This window comes from Scopulibacillus darangshiensis (genome assembly GCF_004341035.1).
Lineage (GTDB): Bacteria > Bacillota > Bacilli > Bacillales > Sporolactobacillaceae > Scopulibacillus > Scopulibacillus darangshiensis.
The window spans coordinates 25,493-44,914 of the sequence record NZ_SLXK01000025.1; the positions used below are offsets into that span (position 1 = coordinate 25,493).

The following is a 19,422-nucleotide window of genomic DNA, read 5'->3' on the forward strand; positions in this document are numbered from 1 at the left end:
TTTTTTTTTGATTCCTACTAAATAATCTTGCCCGATTGTGGAACTGTCACATCAAGTTCGTCGACTTAATTGTATCAAACCTTTTTATAAATTATCGGACATTATTCCAAATGATCAATCTTTATTATAAATTATCAAAAAAGCTACAGTTGGGGTCGCCTTCCAGGTCTGCTCACAGCATGTAAAATAACCAAGGACGTTATTTAACATGCTATGGCATCTCACTGCCCTCTAAATTGCCCGATAACAACAAACTGTAGCATAATGGGCTCCATCCAAAGACGGATGGGGCTCATTATGACATTTTGTAAGTTCCTGTCCAATTCTTCACGAGGACATGACCACAAAAATCAAAAACCCAATGATAAAAAATGGATAGCTGGCTTTGGCCAGCTTTTTATTATAAATTATTTTTCCTTTTGCACTCCGAATCGTACAACGCCCTAAATCTTCTAACCTTCCAATGGGGCAGGTACCGTATGCCTTTCCCCATTGGAAGCTAAGAAGATGATGAAACCATCAATAAACTTTCACGGCATAGCCTTCGCTTCGCTACGGTATTCCATGTTTTATTGACAGTTTCATATAGGGGTTGTAAGAATCTCCATAGCAAAAGGGAAAAATAATCCCCTTTAGGGGACTTACTCGTTTCGGAGTTGCAAAATCAAAAATAATTTCAAAGGAGAAAAAAACAAATGAGCAAAAAAGTTTATGAAATGATTACGAACCAGATCATTAAAAAATTAGAAAAAGGAACCGTCCCGTGGAAGAAACCATTTAAAAACGGTGTGGCTGTCAATTGGAAAACACAAAAGCCATATCGTGGTATTAATACCATGCTGTTAGATGGTGGGGAGTATGCCACATTCAAACAGATCAATGATGCAGGAGGGAGAATTAAATACAAAGAAAAAGGTCATATCGTTGTTTTCTGGAAGATGCTTGAGGTTGAAGATAAGGACACAGGCAAAGAAGAAAAAATCCCAATGATGCGCTGCTATAAGGTCTTTGACATTAATACACAGGTTGAGGGGTTAGAAAGCAAACGAAGGACAGAGAGCTACGATCATGATCCCATTGAAGAAGCTGAAAAAATCAAAGGAGAATATGTCAATGCACCGTCCTTTAGTTTTGTATCAGGTGCCGCATATTACAAGCCGTTTGAAGATAGGGTGAACGTTCCTCCGTTGAAGGATTTCGAGGATGCAAACAAGTATTATAGTACGCTATTTCATGAACTAATTCATAGCACAGGTCACAAGGAACGGTTAAACAGGGAAGGGGTCACAGGAACTATAAGGTTTGGGAGTGAGAACTACAGCAAAGAAGAATTAATTGCCGAACTTGGCGCTTCCATGTTGTGCGGTGTGACTGGAATTGAAAATACAACAATCGATAACAGCGCATCTTATATTCAATCATGGTTGCGGGCCTTGAAGGATGATAAAACATTAATTGTGAAGGCATCACAGCAAGCACAGAAAGCCAGTGATTATATTAAAGGGGTTACATATTAAAAATGATCCCTTCCCTGCAGCCAGGGAGGGAAGGGAAATGATATCAAGTAAACATCAAGGCCAAAGACTAAGATGATTGACATACTAAAGAGGTATTTAACCCATTAAATTCTTGTACAATTATATATGGAAGTTTAGTAAGTCCTTAATTAATTAAGCGTCAGGCATGCTGACATTTGAAATGACAATAAACAATGATAAGAAGGAGCTGTCAAATAATGAAAACATGTGCCTACTGCTGTTCAGAGCTGCAAGAAAAATACTGTCCGTTTTGCGATATGGTTTTAGCTGAAAAATACGTTATGGAAAACGGTGAGCGCCTTTCTCACTCCATATCTTGGTATCCTGAAGAACACAACATTTATAAAAGCACTAAAGACCTGCTGAAATTAGAAACCATCGAGTTAATTTGTTTATTAAAACATGCAAGGGCATACAGAGGGCAGGCTTACGAGTTACGCCGTTTGCGGCATAAGTCAGAATTAAAGGTCGGAATGAATGAAGAGGTCGAAAGCATAGCCAAAGCGTCTTATGAAGAATATGAAATGGCGACTAGAAAAGTTTGGGTATTAGAAAATATTTTAAGGGAACGCATCGGTTATTTTCCTTACAGGATTTCAGAAAAATATATTCAAGGATATCTAGAACATATTGAGCGATCAGAAAAAAAGCAAATGGTAATTAGCGAAACAGTTTTTATTTGAAAGGAGTAAATAACATGAAAACCATTCTAAAAGGGATCCTTATAGCTTTTATTATTAGCTTTGTGATTAATCACTTTTTCCTTTTTCCGGCATTATTCACCTATATTGGCATTGTTGCATTTATATCTATGATTATTATTTATAGAATAGCTAGGCTTATCTTGAAGATAGTTCATTAAAAAAGCAAGGAAATAAATTTGTTTATTTTTTTATAAAAGTTACTTAAGAGTCTTTCCGTTTAAGTTACTTAAATATATAATAAAGGTAACTTAAATTATAAGGAATGATTTTATGGAATGCATGAATTGTGGTGGAACGTATGATGTAATTGATTTTTATATCGGTGAGGAAAAAATGATTTTATGTGCTGATTGTCGTCACAAACTAGTAGCGATAACAAGCAAGCATAAACAAGGTAATAAGGCAGGGCGTCCTTCACTTGGTGAAACTAAAAAAGTATCATTGACCCTTTCAGAAGATGATTGGGAATGGATTGACGAGAAGGCAAAGGGCAACCGTTCCAAATTGCTGCGCTATCTTATTGGCCAAGAACAAAGTTCAGAGGGCCGTTGGAGTAATGACGCTTGTTTAGGCTATGCCATTCTTGCTGCTGAAAAGCTCGGTTATTCGGAGAAAAAAGTCCAGGAACTGGTAGTGGCGATCTATGGTGAATTTGACAGAAAAAGCATAGGTGAAGCAAAAGATACTTATAATCAATCATCATATTAAAGGAAAGAGATATTATTCTTTTCCTAATAGAGATAGTTGGTGAGATCGTGGAAAATAGTCTCTATATAATTCTAACCAATAGAAAGGATGGAAAATATACAAAAATATTAGAACTATGAATTGTTAATCGACAAACCTTCCGATGCAACAGTCATCCTTGAATATTCTACTGATGAAGAACATGACTTTAGAAAATGAGGAAAAGATAGAAGAATACAGAAAAAGATTAAAAGTTATTTTGAATAAATTCTAGTATATGAAAAAAGGATGAAGATGCAGCTCTGTGGAAACAGTTAAGAGGATAGAAGTAAAAGGAAAAGGAGGGAGGGGTTAAATTTTGGGTAAATTGGTTCTGCCCACAAGTTCATGTAAAGGTTTTCCTGTTCAACCTGCCTTTTTGAAAGTCATTATTGTAATTCATTGTTATATTAACTGGCATAAAAAATTGATTTTGAGGAGGCATTGTTTATGAGTGAACAATTGACCATACAACAAAGGACATTTATTAGAGTTCCAGTGGAGGAAATTTATGATACTCTTACGACTGCAGCCGGATGGAATGCCTGGTTTACAGACGGAACTAATGTCAATATTAAAAATGGCAAAGGTGAAATCCACTTAGTTTGGATTGGTTTAGGAGGTAACAAGAATACGATAGAGGATGGAGGGCCAATAACAAAAGCGGATCCAAATCGTTGTTTTGAATTTAAGTGGTCTCCTGCTAAAAATTTAATTACAACGGTAACCTTTACCTTCGAAAGAAAGGAAAATGGGACTTATCTAACGGTAACTGATTCCGGTTATGATTTTGATAATTTATCCGCTTTAACAATGTGCAGCACGGGTTGGGGTGAGGCTTTAACTCTCTTAAAATTCTACCTAGAATATGGAATTATTGATAAACATCCCGAAAGTAAACCTATAAAAGAAAAAAGGGAAATATGACAGACAGCTTCAAGGGTTGAGGGATGTAATTTTTTTAAAGGACATGATGGTACATCGTTATGGGGATTGCGCTCCACGCCTTTTTAAAGAAAGCTGTTTGTCAACAAATAAAAACAGATTTCCTAAAAGCACAGTTTTATAACAGACGATCTCCAAATAAATGAAAAACGTATTGGGGTTAAGAGGTGGGGATAATAAAAGCAAAATAGAATAAGAACTCTTTTTTTTCTTCCATTAAAATAAAGACAAATATATTTTAGGGGGAATCATTCATGAGTAATCGAACTTTAGTCCAAAAAAAGTTACACAGTCTGTTAGCAAATAAGGATTATCAGGATCCAGGAGATCGGATGACCTTTAACGGACCACCTGAGGGCCTAGAAATTCCGTCATTTGACAGAAGGAGTGACAATCAACTTCTAGAAGTTGCATTCAATCATGAAAGTTCTATTGAACGAGAGAGAGCCATATGGGAATATGCGTATCGTCAAGACGAGAACGATGCACTGAAAAAGATCGGAGAAATTCTAAAAAGCGAACAGGATGCTGATACCCGTTCCAATCTACAATGGTTAGCAATTAAAATTAACAGTGAAAAAGCAATTCCGCTTCTTAAGGATTGCTTACAGGACGAGGATAGTGAGGTAAGGGATTGGGCCAGGGTAAATTTAAATGAACTAACTGGAGAAGATTTTGGAATGGAATATGATTCGGTCGTATATAACGATCAATATACTTTTGATCAGACAGTCCCATTGATAATCGGTGGATATGCGGATGTCTTAGTTCCCGGACAGGGATGGATCCAAGCAAAGTTATCTCCTCAATGGTTCGCCTCACTTCTAGGTAGAGTCCTTGCATGTACCAATACGGATACCTTCTTGACAAATTTGGTTATCGAGAAAGAGATTAAAAACTATAATACCGATGGATCGAATCATTACGAACCATTTATGTTTCGAGGTATGTCCTATGAAGCAAACAAATACCTTTACAAACATGTATATCAATCAAACACCACCAGACCATTATACACTAAAGGTAAAGTCAAGGAGAAAGAAGATAATCCGTACTTAATAAACGTGGAATTACAAAGAACGGCATTCACAGAGTTAATGTATCCAGATGAAGAAAATATTAGTTTCTCTTCCATTAACGGCACAATGACTAAAAGAGGTGAGAAACTTAAAAAACGTGGGTTTGTAAGAAGTGTTCGTGGTAAGTTTTCTGGTTGGGCTTATACTGACCTTAATCGTTTTATGAAAACGGGTGAGGTTAAACCCGGTACTGTGCAATTAACAAATACGACAGATGCGGTAAATGGCCATTTAGCAAACACGATAGTCTATGGAACATTCCGTGGAAAATCAGGAGATTTTAACCACGAAGGTAGAATTAATCTAAACAGTATTCCTTGCCACGCAACTGAAGATGGTTTGTTGGATCTTGACTTGGATGGAGTTGCAGACAAGGATCCATTTGTACCTAGTGTTGATTATAGATAATTGATGCCCAAACAACTTCTAAATTACAAGGTTTATAAAAAGGTAGCTGATGGTTACCATCAGCTACCTTGGCAATACTTCAAATATTAAATTAGAAGAATATTGTTTAAATGGAATATAAATCTGTTTGCTTATTACATTTAAATCCTTAATGTATACAAAATAAGGGAATTCTCGACCCAATCCGATTTTTCTCCGTTTATGATATACACAGATCAAAAAGGATACACAAAGGAAAGTGGGAAGTCACAATTCTCATACACGCAGCTTCCACCAGGCAAAAGTTGTTTGGTTCATACAAGATTAAGTCACAGACAAATATGTTGCAATATTGCAATTAAAGATTTTATTTTTTCATTAATAACAAATTTAGAATAGGCAATCGTAATATAAAAGAAAGAAGGCTTTTAATGAAGTCTTATATAAAAGTGTTGAGGATAAAAAATATCGGATGGTTAATTTTTACTAACTTTTTATTATCACTAACATTTTTTGATATTGTTTTCACGCTATTATTGCAATCAAGAGGGATTAATTTTACCCAAATCTTCATATTAGAAGCTGTGTTATCATTATTCGTTCTCATATGTGAAATACCAAGTGGGTATCTAGCGGATAGATGGGGACGAAAACCGCTATTTATTATTGCAGTTATTTGTTTTGCGGGGAGTACGTTAATGATTGCTATTTCCCAATCATTTGTTTTATTTTTAGTTCATTCGGTACTTTATGGCATTGGCGCCGCTGCAATGAGCGGAACGGATGAAGCTTTGATTTATGAGACATTACAAAAAAAAGAGCAAACCACGTTGAGTAGATATGCTTTTTCCTTACAAGCAGGGTCATCAACAGCAGCCATGCTTATCAGTTTTCCGCTTGGTAGTTTTATTGCACAGTATAGTCTTAACTTAACAGCTTACTTTTCTATAGGTTCAATGGTCTTGGCAATAGTTAGCGCTCTCTTTATAAAAGAAACTAAAACAAAAGTAAAATTGGACAATCAAGAAATAGATAAAAGTAGTAGGGCAGAATCTGCTTTTTTATATGTAATCAAAAAACAACCAATGTTGGTACTAATTAATATCCTTTCATCCGCCGCGTCTGCTTTTATTCTTAGTCTATTGTATTTTAACCAACCTTTGTTTCTTTCATTTGGGGTCAATATCGTTTATTTTGGTGTAATTATGTTGGGAGCCAACGGTCTTTCAACCCTTGGTTCAGTGTCAGCTCCTTCTTTAGCAAGCTATTTAGGAGTTGGCCGTATCATTGTCTTGTCATCCCTAATCACGGGTTCACTTTTTATATTATTAGCCTATATCACTAATGCGATTTTTGGACTAGCCATTTTTGCCTTGATTATGGGTGTTGGTGCTATTCGAGGTCCATTGGTGCGAACTATCATTAACGACACAATAGATCATGAGGCACGAACTACCGTTTTATCCTATTTAAGCTTTATTGGATCATTAGTTGGAATCACTTTAAATCCAATAATCGGGTGGCAAGCTGATTTAGGATTAAACCGTGTATTTATAATAGAAGGTTCCCTATTGTTGGTAGTTGGTATTGGTTTTGCTGTAGTTTTTACAAAACAAGTTCATAGAAACGATAAAAAAAAGCAAGATCAACATCTTAGTTATTAGTCGCTGTTGAGGGAACTTACATTAGATTGTTAAAGTACCCTAAAATCAATAATATGAGTATTTTTGCACAACCTTTGAAGGGATTTACAAAAATACCCTATGGGACATCGAAGGAGAGTAAAATAATATCTGATATCATCCAGAAATGAATCATGCTATTGAATTAAGTAAAAATACAGGGGTCAGCCAAGCAGCATATATTTGAAGAATTATATTATATAATAGTTATTTGGAATATAGAAAAGGGATTAGTCCAATTATGGGAACTTTACATATTTAGCACCTCATTCTGCGAATCGTTTCTGTACCCCTGATTGGAGAGAACTCGTGACTGCATGTTCCACTGGAAGCACGAAACTGTTGTCAGGGGGCAAATTCATATAAAAGGTAAAAACAGTAACCGTAAAAGTTTATCCCACCTCACACAACAACCCTACTATTCTCTATTGTAATTTAAATCCTGAGTATTTTATTATTCCCCCTTGCTCTGTTTCCCGAACTTCCAACCAGTAGGTTATATAACCTACTGGTTGGAAGTTTGTAGCTTCAAAGCTACACCGTGCGATACCGAGCCTTTTTCAGATTAATATCGTTAAAATACCTCATAAGTTAATTTGCTAATGAGGACTTATTTCCAAAAGGCACATTTCACATTTCATTAAACTTTCGATTAGCCTTTAACATCTGATACAATCGATTTCTTTTTACTCAGTGATTTATAATAAGTTATTAATCCCTCTATTAAGGGTGTTGTTATTAGGTAAGAGTATAACCCTGTGACATCCGTGTAACGATCTTCAATATTGTTATAGACACAAAAGCTGATGATGTTCCATTTAAGCTCTTGATACTCAAATGATATCCAGTATTTAGACATGTAAGTAGGATCATTTATATTTTTGTAATAAAATTCCATTTTACCATCATTATGCTCAAAAATATCTAAAATATTTAAATTCATGTCACCAATCTTAAGATGGGACATCCTATTCACTCCCTTTACTAAAGTGATGTTTTGAGACCTACTCTGTATATTTCAACATCACAAATGATTATTTCCTTTTTTCCTTGAGTTATAGGAGGTTGAGGCAATCCCCAGTGATGATCTATTTTTTTCAAAGCAACTTATAGTAAAAAACAATTACTGATCATTATAAGTTTGTGCCTTGTCTAGGTTATTTTTGTTTAATTCGCTACCGTTCATTTTCTGGTACTGTCCCTGTCTTAATAAATACATCAATACCCTCTATATCTATCTCAACTACATCCCCTTTAGAAAACTCGTGATTTAATAAAGCATAGGATAGAACCTTTCATTTCTTTGAATGTAATACAAAATATAGAGAAAACCGTCCGATATTGTGACTGGTTTTTTTATTAAACTTAGTAAACAGAAAACTTAAAATGGAATACGATGCATATTTACTACTACTATCCTCCTGATATTTAACAATGAAATCGGTCATATTCACATAAATTTAATGCGATAGTGTTATTTAATCCCGTTAATAAGGTAAAGGTATGCTTTAATACATAAATACACAAAAGTGGTAAATATAAAACTATTGAATCAATTATATTTTTTAGTAAAAAGTGGGAGGGATTTGTAGATGTTTGTCAGAAACTAAGTAAGTATGTAACTAAAGGTTTCCAAATGATGTTATTTGTAGTCGATAGTTTGGAAATGGAAAAGCATTTTATGAGAAGAAAGATATGTCTGCTCGTGTAAATAGAAGATTGTAAGTATGGTAAACAATTGAATTGAAAAGAGGCATTTAAATGGAGGCTGGTATAAAAATAATAAGCATTAATAATGCAAATGAAGAACTAAAAAAGGTATATGAAGAAGGCAATGGGGATTTAGCTAATATTTTAAAGGTTAGTTCTTTGAATCCAAAGGCTTTAAAGAAACATTACGAATTTTATAAAACCATTATGTTTGATAATTCTCCTTTATCTCGAAGAATCCGTGAAATGATAGCTGTGGTAGTATCGGTAAAAAACGATTGTTTTTACTGAACTCAGCATCACGGGGCGGCGCTCCGTTTAATAGTCAAGGATGAAGAATTTGTAAAACAAGTTATTCTGGATTTTAAGAAAGCAAACATTTCTGAAAAGGAAAAGGCCATTTTAAACTATGCAGCAAAGCTAACAACTGACATTAAAGAAATTTCGGTAAGGAACATAATGGACTTACGAAAACACGGTATAGATGATCGAGAAATTTTGGATATATGTCAAATAACCTCATATTTTAATTTTGTTAACCGGATGGCAGAAGGTTTGCAAGTAAATCTCGAACTAGATTTCCCAATTATTGAAATCGATTCTTAAGAGCATTGTTTTCGTATTTGAGAACGTATTTGTACTCTTATTCACGATACGTCCATATTTAGAAAAAAGACAGTATTGAAAGCAGGTGTTTCAATGGGGAGAATTAAAAGCTTTATATTGAATGTTTCATTAAAAAATGTTGATTCTGATATCAGAAAATTTGAAATAGGGAGTCGGCATAGCAAAAGAAGGATTGAAAATATTGGCCAAGCTTTCTTATATGGTTATAATGCTGCACTTAAACAAGATGAACTACCTTTTAAAAAACAAATGGATATCATTGAACCCGAATTAGAAGGGTTTGCTTATGAAGGTGCAGCAATGGCTTTAACCTTAAATGACTTTTTATTCCCTACCCGAAGTCCACGTTTGATTAAATTCATGTCTTCCTGCGGTGCAAACCATATATATATGCTCCATGTTGGAGCTGGTTGGGGACTAGCCCGACTTCCAAAATTTTATACAAATATCCTCTTATCGAAAATGGACCCTTTACTTAAATGGCTATCAATCGATGGTTATGGTTTTCATGAGGGGTACTTTCACTGGAACAAGGCATATCCCAAAATGTTGCTATTATCTAAAGTAACTAATAAATATAGAGACAGGGCATTTGCTCAAGGGTTTGGACGTAGTATTTGGTTTAAATTTGGAGGCAAACCCGAAACGATAAAATCAATCATCAGCAATTTTCCATACGAAAAACAAGGAGATATTTGGAGTGGTATAGGCCTTGCATTGGCATATGCTGGTGGTGTTCAAAAGGAGGAAGTGGAAACATTTAAGTCAATACCTCCGGAGTTTTTCCCCCATTTAGCTCAAGGAGTTACATTTGCTGCTAAGGCTAGAATATTTGCGGACATACCGTCCCTTCACACAAAGGTAGCTTGCGAAGTAATTTGTGAGACGACAGTTGAAAAAGCAGCTCAAATCACGGATTTAGCGTTGAAAAAAATAAACCGGAAGACACCCTATGCATATGAAAACTGGAGGAGAATGATCAGGGAGGAATTTGGGTCAAAGGGGGAAAAGACATGGATTGGTTAAAAAAATTATTGGTCCCAATTAGTGCTCTTCTTATTATTATAATTTTAGGAGTTATGGTTCTACCCAATGGAATATCTTCAGCAGCTAAAGATAGTTTAGCGAGTGAATTTAAATTTAAAAAGAACGCCTTAACCTATCAGTCAGGCAATGAACCAAAAAAGGCTAGGGAGGTTAATCCATCACTAGAACATATTAAGTCATGGATATCTTCCGTTGGAGCAGGCGTGGCCATTAATGATATTGATGGGAACGGAAAGCCAGACGATGTGTGCCATGTAGACCCTAGGTATAATGGAGTTACTATTGAAGCTGCACCAAATAATGCCAATCGTTACAAACCCTTTAATTTAGATCCAAAGCCTTTGAAGTATGATAAAACCATGGCACCAATGGGTTGCTTGCCGGGAGATATTAATGAGGATGGCTTAATGGATGTTTTGGTTTATTATTGGGGTCGAACGCCAATAGGATTTATTCAAAATAAAAGCCCCGGAAATAATGAAGGAAGTTTATCGGCTAGTAGATTTGAACCCCATGAATTAGCCAGTAAAGTGGACCATTGGTACACTAATGCTGCTTCTTGGGCAGATATCAATGGTGACGGACATAAGGATATAATAATCGGTAATTACTTTCAAGACGGTGCTCACATATTAGATGAAGGCGCAACCAAAGGGGATTCTATGCAACATTCAATGTCAAATGCATTCAATGGAGGGGATAATAGGATCCTTTTATGGACAAGGGGAAAAGATAAAACGGTTAATTACAAGGAAGTATCTTTACCGGAAAAAGTAAGTAAGGGATGGACGTTAGCTATAGGAGCAGCAGATTTAAACGGAGATTTGTTGCCAGAAATATATTTTGCCAATGACTTTGGACCTGATCGATTACTTCTAAATATTTCAGAAACAAATAAAGTCAAATTCAAACTTCTCCAAGGAGAATCAGCCATAAACACACCAAAATCAAGTGTACTTGGAAAAGATTCCTTTAAAGGCATGGGAATTGACTTTGGTGATATAAATAGGGATGGCTATTTCGATATGTATATAAGCAATATAGCTGATGAATATGCACTCATGGAAAGCCATCTCGCATTTATAAGTACTGGTAAAACACAAAAAATGGAAAAAGGGATTGCACCTTACAAAGAAGAGAGTCATGAACTAGGTTTGAATAGAAGTTCGTGGGGATGGGGTACAAAATTAACTGACTTTAATAATGATGGTGTATTAGAAGTTGTACAAGCTACCGGCTTTATAAAAGGTAAGGTTAATAAATGGGCGCAGTTGCAAGAAGTAGCTATGGGTAATGACACATTGCTAAGCAATCCTGAAACCTGGCCTAATTTAAAACCGGGAAGGGCAGATTTAAGTGGCCACGATCACAACCCTTTTTTCGTAAGATCAAAGTCTGGAAAATATATAGATTTGTCTAAAGATATTGGAATAGGCGATCCTCATGTGTCAAGAGGTATAGCCACTTCTGATGTTGATTTGGATGGCGATGCAGACTTCGCAATGGCTAACCAATGGGAAGAATCATATTTTTATGAGAATGTATCTCCTGTTAAAAATAAATTTTTGGAGCTTAAATTAAAACTACCAATTAACAAAAGTCTTAAAGATACACAGGTGATTCCTTATGATGAACATGAACAGTTTAAAGTCAATAGTATTAATGCGATTGGGGCAACTGTTAAATTGACTTTACCTTCAGGGAAAACAGTTATTAATCAAGTGGATGGTGGTAACGGACATTCTGGTAAACGCTCACCTCTAGTAAGGTTTGGTTTAGGTGATATAAATAAAAAGGTTCAAATTGATATAAATTGGAGGGATTTAAAAGGAATTAAGCACCATCAAAAGTTAATGATTCGACCTGGTATCTATACCATTATGTTGAATAATAAGGAGGGTTAGGATGAATAAACGGAAGAAAGCACTGCGAAGGTTTGCCTTAACAATAACGATCTTCAACATCCTTGGCCATACAGTATTAGGATTTGAACAATCCATCGCACAAATCTTTGTGTCATTGGGGACGGCATATTCTTTAGAAATCTTGTTTGAAACTATGAAAAGTATAATTAGTAAAAGAAAACCAAATTTTTCGGGGTCTTTTATCAATTTTATGGACTTTCTTTTACCTGCTCATATAAGTGGTCTAGCTATTTCAATGTTAATATATGCAAACGACGAATGGTTACCCTTTATTTTTGCAACGGCAGTTGCTATATGTTCAAAAGAAATTTTGAGAGCACCACATAAAAAAGGGAGTAAACATTTTTTAAACCCCTCCAATACTGGTATAGTGGTTATTTTACTTTTATGCCCTCGTGTGGGCATTGCCCCTCCTTATCACTTCACAGAGTATGTGGATGGCTTTTGGGATTGGTTTATTCCAGCATTAATTTTATCTTCAGGAGTTATGTTAAATGCTAAACTTACAAATAAAATGCCTTTAATCTTGGCATGGGCTGGAGGCTTTATAATTCAAGCCTTAATAAGGTATCAATTTTTACCGTATGAACATCTTGCCACCTTGTATCCAATAACCGGGCTAGCATTAATTTTATTTACCTTTTATATGATCACAGATCCGGGGACCACCCCGTTTAAAACAAAATCACAAATATGTTTTGGGCTTTCTTGCGCATTTGTATATGGAGTATTAATGCTATTTAATGTCGTATTCGGCTTTTTCTTCTCATTAGTAATTGTATGTAGTGTAAGAGGACTCTATATGTATTATTTGGCAATAATACATACCATGTCTCAAAAGGTAAGTTATCAAAAGGGTTTAGTCAAGGAGGCTAGATAAATGTCAAAAATAGCTGTTGTTGGAATGTCGTGTCTTTACCCCGACGCTTCGTCACCCACAGAATTATGGAATAACGTATTAACTAAACGGCGCTCATTTCGTAAAATTCCAGAAAAGAGATTATCTTTGAAGGATTACTATTCTTCTAATCCCAAAACACCTGATAAAATTTACTCAAAGATGGCCTCGGTTATAAAAAATTATTCTTTTGATAGGGTTAGATATAAGATTTCTGGTAGTAATTTTCGGTCCACTGATATGACACATTGGGTTGCGTTGGACATTGCAACCAAAGCACTTGAAGATGCTGGGTACATGTCCAATAAAAATTTACCTAATGAGAAAACTGGAGTAATAGTAGGAAACACTTTAACTGGTGAATTTTCCCGTTCATCATTAATGAGACTTCGATGGCCTTATGTCAAGCGAATTTTAGCAAAACAGCTAAAAAAGGAAAGCTGGACCTCCGAAAGGATTTCCAAATTTTTATTAGAAGCAGAGTATGCATATAAGGAGCCCTTTGAACCAGTAAATGCAGAAACCCTTGCTGGTGGATTGTCTAATACGATTGCGGGTAGAATTTGCAATTATTACGACCTTAAAGGTGGTGGTTATACTGTTGATGGTGCCTGCAGTTCTTCATTAATTGCCGTCAAGGATGGTTGTATTGCATTAACGCAACATGATTTGGATGTTGCGTTGGTAGGTGGCGTCGATTTAAGTTTAGATCCGTTTGAATTAATTGGTTTTTCAAAAACAGAAGCATTAGCAAAGAGTGAAATGAGAATATATGATCAAAAATCAAATGGGTTTTGGCCAGGTGAGGGTTGTGGTTTCGTTGTTCTTATGAGGCTTCAAGACGCCATTGATCAGGGATTCAATATTTACGCAAAAATAAACGGTTGGGGGGTATCATCCGATGGAAGTGGTGGTATAACTCGGCCAACTATTGATGGTCAACAATTGGCTATTAACAAAGCCTATAATAAGGCCGGTTATGGTATTGACACAGTTTCCTACTTTGAAGGACATGGAACTGGTACAAAGGTGGGCGATGAGGTTGAATTAAATACAATTATAAAAGCCCATGGGGATGTAACGCGAGGGAATCCTGGAGTCATCGGCTCAATTAAAGGGAATTTTGGGCATACAAAGGCTGCCGCCGGAATTGCGGGGTTAATTAAATCTGTTCTTACTCTTCACCATCAAATTATACCCCCGATCACTGGTCATACAGATTCCCATTCGATTCTTTTAGAAAATAAAAATACATTAACTGTATTAAATGAAGCGAAAGTGTGGAATGGGAAGGGACCAATGAGAGCCAGTGTAAGTTCTATGGGTTTTGGAGGAATAAATGTACATTTAACGATGGAGGGTACAAAAAAAGAACAAAAGGTTCTCACATCTCAAGAAAAATGGGTGACCTCATCATCACAGGACACTGAATTAATAATTATTGACGCAGAAAATCGGATGGTACTTGGAGGTCTTTTACAAACTATTCATGAACAATCCAAAGAAATGTCATACGGAGAGCTTACAGACTTGTCCGTTAACCTTTACCAGAATTTAAGCGATAAACCATTAAAGGTTGCACTAGTCGTTAAAAGCCCTGCTGAACTTCAAAATAAAACAGATAAGCTTATTAACTTTCTAAAGTCCCAATCAAGTTTTATTATAAATACCGATGAAGGGATTTACTTTACTGATAATATCAAGGAAGCAAAAGTAGGCTTGCTTTTCCCAGGTCAAGGGGTGAGAGTCGGGTCTGAAAATCAATGGCTGAAAAACAAATTTAAAGGTATTCAGCAATTTCACAATAAATTTCCGATAAGTAACAAAGGGGACATCGTGAATACATCCAACGCCCAGCCGAATATAATTAAATCTACACTGGCAGGGTTACATTTTTTAAAATCACTGTCTGTAGATTCTGATATCGCTGTTGGCCATAGTTTGGGAGAGCTAACAGCATTACACTGGGCAGGAAGTATAGATGAAAATGATGTGATTCGACTTGCAGAAATAAGAGGTAGAGTAATGGGAAATGTATCGGGGCCAAATGGAGCCATGGCCACAATTTTTGAGTCAAAGGAAAATGTTACTAACATTTTAACCCCCGGCGCTGTTATTTCGTGTATAAATGGTTCGAAACAAACAGTTATAGCCGGCGAAAAGGTCAGCATCGATCAATCAATTAAGGCAGCTGAAAATAAGGGCTATTTTGCAAAAAAACTTCAGGTTTCTCATGCGTTTCATTCACCATTAATGAATGATTCAAAAAGCACATTATCAAATTACTTAAAAAACTACCATTTTACTGAACCAAAACGAAACATCATTTCCACAACTACAGGTGATATGGTTAATGATGTCGCTAACATAAAAGAAATACTTATTTCCCAGTTAACAAAGCCTGTGTTATTTTTAGGTGCCTTGAATCAGCTGAAAAGTTTTTCCCTTGATTTACTAGTTGAAGTAGGGCCTGGAAAATCATTGAATCATATTGCAAAAAGTGAGATGGATGTTCCTGTAGTTTCCATGGAAACCGAACATCATTCGGTGGATGGCTTATTGAATGTCACAGGTGCATTGTTTGTGTTAGGTAAAACCTCATGTGGACAGTTAAAGGCGCTTTACAACAGATATACAAGACCATTTGACTCCGAAGGGGATTCACAGTATTTTGTAAATCCATGTGAAATGGTTGATGAAGACGATGGTATTGAATCTACATATGATAGGCTAATTTCCGAGGAAGTCGCTGCTACTGCCGAAGAGGAAATAACTGATATAAGTACCGATAATTCCGAAAACGCATTCAAAAAGCTTTTATCAGAAAAAGTAGAGTTACCAATTGAATCTATAAGTGACGATAGCCGTCTTTTAGACGATCTACATTTAAGCTCGATTTCCGTGGGACAAATTATTGGTCAAGCAGCTAAGAGCTTAAATATTAAGGTTCCAATATCATTCTTGGAATTCACTAATAGTACAGTAAAAGAGGTAAGCAACTTTTTATCGCAACAAATTGGCAATTATGATGATGCTGCTGAGATGTCTCCCGAGGGAATTAAAGATTGGGCAGGTGTTTTTACTATAGAACAAGTTGAAAAAAGCTTGGTAAGAAGATCTTCAGACTTTCAGGGGAATGACTGGGATTTATTTATTCCAAACAATTTCCCATTAAAAAAGCAATTGGAGAAGACTTTATCTGATTATAAAGGTCAGGGTGTCATAACAGGCTATTCTGATTCACCTAATAATTTTAATTTATTATTAAAAGCAGCTACTGTAGCCAAGGAGAAAAGATCTAAATTAGTTTTAATCCAAACAGAATCCTTAAAAGCCTCGTCCTTTGCTAAGACGTTTCACCTGGAAACAAATATTGATACTTTAGTTATTACAATTCCTGAGAGTAATCAAGCTATTCCATGGATTATAGAAGAAGTTAAGCATCTAAAGGGGTTTAATGAAGTAAGATACACTGCAAGTGGTAAAAGATTAGAACCAAGAGTTAAAAGTCTTCCACTTAAAGGAGATGGCATTGCCAGGATTTTAGACAATAAAGATATCATTTTGTTTACTGGTGGTGGAAAAGGGATAGCAACAGAGTGTGCATTATTTTTGGCAAAGGAAACAGGTTCTCGTTTAGTTTTAATAGGTAGGTCTGACCCTAACAGTGACACACAATTGTTTAATAATTTAGAGAGGCTCAAAAAACATAAAATAGATTTCAACTATGTTCAAGCCGATATAACAAATGAAATACATGTTAAGAAAGCTATGAAATGGATACGAAGTAATGTTGGACACGTCACTGGTATAGTTCATGCGACTGGAGTTAATCATCCTAAAAGTCTTAATAATTTAACGAATTCGGATCTTAATGAAACGGTTCAACCAAAAGTAAATGGTTTACGTAATCTTATCGAAAATATCGAGTCTGAATACTTAAGGTTTTTTGTTTCTTTCGGATCAATTATTGGTCGATCTGGTTTACATGGAGAGGCACATTACGGCTTAGCAAACGAATGGCTTACCAATGAAACATCCAAAATTAATAAGCAGCTTATCCATTGTAAGACATTAACAATGGAATGGTCAGTTTGGTCCGGTGTCGGAATGGGACAGAGTTTAGGGACGGTTGATCTATTAAAGAAGCAAGGTATAGTACCAATTAAAATAGAACAGGGGACTCGATGTTTTAATACATTATTAGCAAATTTATTAATAGGTAATCTCACAAGTCCATCCGCAATTATTACAGGAAGGTTTGGAAAAATGCCTACTTTAAAATTAGGTGAAAAACCCCTTCCATTTTATCGATTTATGGAGAAACCAGTTATTCATTACCCAAAGTACGAATTAGTCGCTGATGCAACATTAAAAGAGGATACAGATCTCTATTTAAAAGACCACGTATTTGATAATAACCTATTATTCCCTGCTGTTATGGGTTTAGAGATGATGGCACAAGCTATAATTTCATTATCCGAGAAAAAAGAAGGTTTGATGTTTAAAAACGTTCGTTTTGATCAACCAATTATCGTGGACCCAAATCAGAAGTCAAACGTACGTGTTGTTGCGCAAAGAAAAGAAGATAATGATTACGAATTGGCTATTAGAAGTAACCATACTGACTATGCAATAAATCATTTTCAAGCTACCTGTGATACTAACTCTAATTTTAATAAAAAGAACTATAAGCACCTAATTACTAATTCATCTTATCAAACCACTTTAAATCCAGATCAAGATTTATACGGACAAGTGTTGTTCCAATCAGGCATGTTTCAAAAAGTACAAAATTATAAACGATTAATTGCCACGGAAACCTTATTTATTGTAAAACCAAAGACCGAACAATGGTTTAGTACTTTTTATCCAGAGAAGCTTGTTTTACAAGATCCTGGGGTTCGGGATGCAGCGCTTCATGGAATACAATCTTGCGTTCCAAATCAAATTTTAATTCCTGTCTCGGTGGGGAAAATTAATTTTATCGGTGATATTGGTAAAGCAAATTACGTATACGCTAAAGAAGTGAGCCAAAGTGAGTCCAATTATGAGTACAATATTCTTATACTAGACAAAGAGGGTAACTTACTAGAGTCTTGGGATCATTTGACCTTAACTGCAGTTAAATCGCTTCCTAGTGTAAATCTAAATGAAAAATTATCATGCATTGTGTTTAATCGTAAGATTAAACAATTAAACTTAGATAAAGCTCCCGTAATATCAGTTGACTCATTTGAAGGTTCTAGGGAATGGAAAAAGGCACAGTCTCTCTACCAGTTAACTGGAATAACTAACCCAGTACTAAAACGGCAAGATGGTAAACCGGAACTACTTGACACCAATGTTTCGGCTTCTTTTTCCTATAAATATGGTATGACATTTAGTGCACTTGGGAAAGGGGCTATTGGGTGTGATATAGAAGTTGTTGATGAATCTTGTAATTGGGTTACACTTTTGGATACTGAGCAATTAGGATTATCCACTCAAATCATGAATGTCATGAGTGAATCATTTGATCATAGTGCTACACGTGTATGGTGCGCTATGGAATGCGCGAAAAAAGCTGGTTACAACGATACAAAAAACTTTAGAATAAGTATAAAAAATACTAATTTATTAATTCTAAGGAATAAAAAGGTGTCCGTTTTTTCCTACAAATTCAAAAAGGAAGATAACCATTATATCTTATCTTTATTAATGGAGGGGAGTTAATGAAGGCTTTTGAATATGAACATATTGTTGGTTTTGAAGAAACTAATGTTGTTGGTAATGTTTATTACGCCAATTATATAAAATGGCAGGGAAGATGCCGAGAAATTTTTCTGCAGCAATATGTACCGAACATTTTAAAGGAAATTGACAATGGATTATCTTTAGTTACCATGAACGTTTCGTGTGATTTTTTTAAAGAACTTTTTGCTTTTGATAAGGTATTAATAAAGATGTACTTAAAAGAATATGTACAAAATCGGGTAACTATGGAATTTGAATATTGGAAAGTCGCTGATAACCATTTCGAAGAATTAATAGCAAAGGGTAACCAACAAATTGCTTCTATGCGAAAAACCGAGGAGAGATTAGAACCTGAGCCACTTCCTGAACCATTTATAAATGCACTTTCTGAATATAAAAAAACATAACGATATATCTT

The 19,422-nt window shown here is 35.5% G+C and carries 13 protein-coding genes; 12 read left to right on the plus strand and 1 reads right to left on the minus strand.

What is annotated here, in order from left to right:
• Nucleotides 1-695 precede the first annotated feature (695 nt).
• The 6 genes from EV207_RS15250 (at nt 696) to EV207_RS15275 (ending at nt 7,043) form a co-directional block, all read left to right on the plus strand.
• Entirely contained in the window at nt 696-1,517 is an 822-nt protein-coding gene (locus EV207_RS15250) for an ArdC family protein (protein WP_132747022.1), read from the plus strand.
• A 218-nt stretch (nt 1,518-1,735) separates the two neighbouring features.
• Entirely contained in the window at nt 1,736-2,221 is a 486-nt protein-coding gene (locus tag EV207_RS15255; RefSeq protein ID WP_132747023.1) for a hypothetical protein, read from the plus strand.
• A 291-nt stretch (nt 2,222-2,512) separates the two neighbouring features.
• Complete coding sequence (locus EV207_RS23495) at nt 2,513-2,950, plus strand: hypothetical protein (protein WP_243647105.1); 438 nt, start codon at nt 2,513-2,515, stop codon at nt 2,948-2,950.
• Between the two features lie 468 nt (nt 2,951-3,418).
• Complete coding sequence (locus EV207_RS15265) at nt 3,419-3,895, plus strand: SRPBCC family protein (protein ID WP_132747024.1); 477 nt, start codon at nt 3,419-3,421, stop codon at nt 3,893-3,895.
• Nucleotides 3,896-4,167: 272 nt separating this feature from the next.
• Nucleotides 4,168-5,400, plus strand: a complete 1,233-nt coding sequence (locus EV207_RS15270; protein ID WP_132747025.1) for a HEAT repeat domain-containing protein — start codon at nt 4,168-4,170, stop codon at nt 5,398-5,400.
• Between the two features lie 410 nt (nt 5,401-5,810).
• Nucleotides 5,811-7,043 (plus strand): MFS transporter, encoded by a 1,233-nt coding sequence (locus EV207_RS15275; RefSeq protein ID WP_132747026.1) that lies wholly within the window; start codon nt 5,811-5,813, stop codon nt 7,041-7,043.
• Nucleotides 7,044-7,713: 670 nt separating this feature from the next.
• Here the strand turns inward: EV207_RS15275 and EV207_RS15280 are convergent.
• A complete protein-coding gene (locus EV207_RS15280) occupies nt 7,714-8,028 on the minus strand; it encodes a hypothetical protein (protein ID WP_132747027.1) in 315 nt (104 codons plus the stop codon).
• A gap of 794 nt (nt 8,029-8,822) precedes the next feature.
• On the opposite strand from EV207_RS15280, the gene EV207_RS15285 reads away from it, so the two are divergent.
• The 6 genes from EV207_RS15285 (at nt 8,823) to EV207_RS15315 (ending at nt 19,411) form a co-directional block, all read left to right on the plus strand.
• Nucleotides 8,823-9,062 (plus strand): carboxymuconolactone decarboxylase family protein, encoded by a 240-nt coding sequence (locus EV207_RS15285; protein ID WP_132747028.1) that lies wholly within the window; start codon nt 8,823-8,825, stop codon nt 9,060-9,062.
• A 408-nt stretch (nt 9,063-9,470) separates the two neighbouring features.
• Nucleotides 9,471-10,424: a DUF1702 family protein gene (locus tag EV207_RS15295; RefSeq protein ID WP_132747029.1), complete on the plus strand. Its 954-nt coding sequence runs from the start codon at nt 9,471-9,473 to the stop codon at nt 10,422-10,424.
• Complete coding sequence (locus tag EV207_RS15300) at nt 10,412-12,349, plus strand: CRTAC1 family protein (RefSeq protein ID WP_132747030.1); 1,938 nt, start codon at nt 10,412-10,414, stop codon at nt 12,347-12,349. Before EV207_RS15295 ends, EV207_RS15300 begins: the two co-directional genes overlap by 13 nt.
• 1 nt (nt 12,350) lies before the next feature.
• Nucleotides 12,351-13,250: an RnfABCDGE type electron transport complex subunit D gene (locus EV207_RS15305; RefSeq protein ID WP_132747031.1), complete on the plus strand. Its 900-nt coding sequence runs from the start codon at nt 12,351-12,353 to the stop codon at nt 13,248-13,250.
• Nucleotides 13,251-18,983, plus strand: a complete 5,733-nt coding sequence (locus EV207_RS15310; RefSeq protein WP_132747032.1) for a type I polyketide synthase — start codon at nt 13,251-13,253, stop codon at nt 18,981-18,983.
• Entirely contained in the window at nt 18,983-19,411 is a 429-nt protein-coding gene (locus EV207_RS15315; RefSeq protein ID WP_132747033.1) for an acyl-CoA thioesterase, read from the plus strand. The genes EV207_RS15310 and EV207_RS15315 overlap by 1 nt, the downstream gene beginning before the upstream one ends.
• Nucleotides 19,412-19,422: the final 11 nt, after the last annotated feature.

What these genes read in the sequence shown, in the direction of transcription:
- EV207_RS15255 (WP_132747023.1), top strand. Translation starts at nt 1,736, where the DNA reads ATGAAAACATGTGCCTACTGCTGTTCAGAGCTGCAAGAAAAATACTGT.
- EV207_RS23495 (WP_243647105.1), top strand. Translation starts at nt 2,513, where the DNA reads ATGGAATGCATGAATTGTGGTGGAACGTATGATGTAATTGATTTTTAT.
- EV207_RS15280 (WP_132747027.1), bottom strand. Translation starts at nt 8,028, where the DNA reads ATGTCCCATCTTAAGATTGGTGACATGAATTTAAATATTTTAGATATT.
- EV207_RS15310 (WP_132747032.1), top strand. Translation starts at nt 13,251, where the DNA reads ATGTCAAAAATAGCTGTTGTTGGAATGTCGTGTCTTTACCCCGACGCT.
- EV207_RS15315 (WP_132747033.1), top strand. Translation starts at nt 18,983, where the DNA reads ATGAAGGCTTTTGAATATGAACATATTGTTGGTTTTGAAGAAACTAAT.
- EV207_RS15250 (WP_132747022.1), top strand. Translation starts at nt 696, where the DNA reads ATGAGCAAAAAAGTTTATGAAATGATTACGAACCAGATCATTAAAAAA.
- EV207_RS15300 (WP_132747030.1), top strand. Translation starts at nt 10,412, where the DNA reads ATGGATTGGTTAAAAAAATTATTGGTCCCAATTAGTGCTCTTCTTATT.
- EV207_RS15265 (WP_132747024.1), top strand. Translation starts at nt 3,419, where the DNA reads ATGAGTGAACAATTGACCATACAACAAAGGACATTTATTAGAGTTCCA.
- EV207_RS15275 (WP_132747026.1), top strand. Translation starts at nt 5,811, where the DNA reads ATGAAGTCTTATATAAAAGTGTTGAGGATAAAAAATATCGGATGGTTA.
- EV207_RS15305 (WP_132747031.1), top strand. Translation starts at nt 12,351, where the DNA reads ATGAATAAACGGAAGAAAGCACTGCGAAGGTTTGCCTTAACAATAACG.
- EV207_RS15270 (WP_132747025.1), top strand. Translation starts at nt 4,168, where the DNA reads ATGAGTAATCGAACTTTAGTCCAAAAAAAGTTACACAGTCTGTTAGCA.
- EV207_RS15295 (WP_132747029.1), top strand. Translation starts at nt 9,471, where the DNA reads ATGGGGAGAATTAAAAGCTTTATATTGAATGTTTCATTAAAAAATGTT.
- EV207_RS15285 (WP_132747028.1), top strand. Translation starts at nt 8,823, where the DNA reads ATGGAGGCTGGTATAAAAATAATAAGCATTAATAATGCAAATGAAGAA.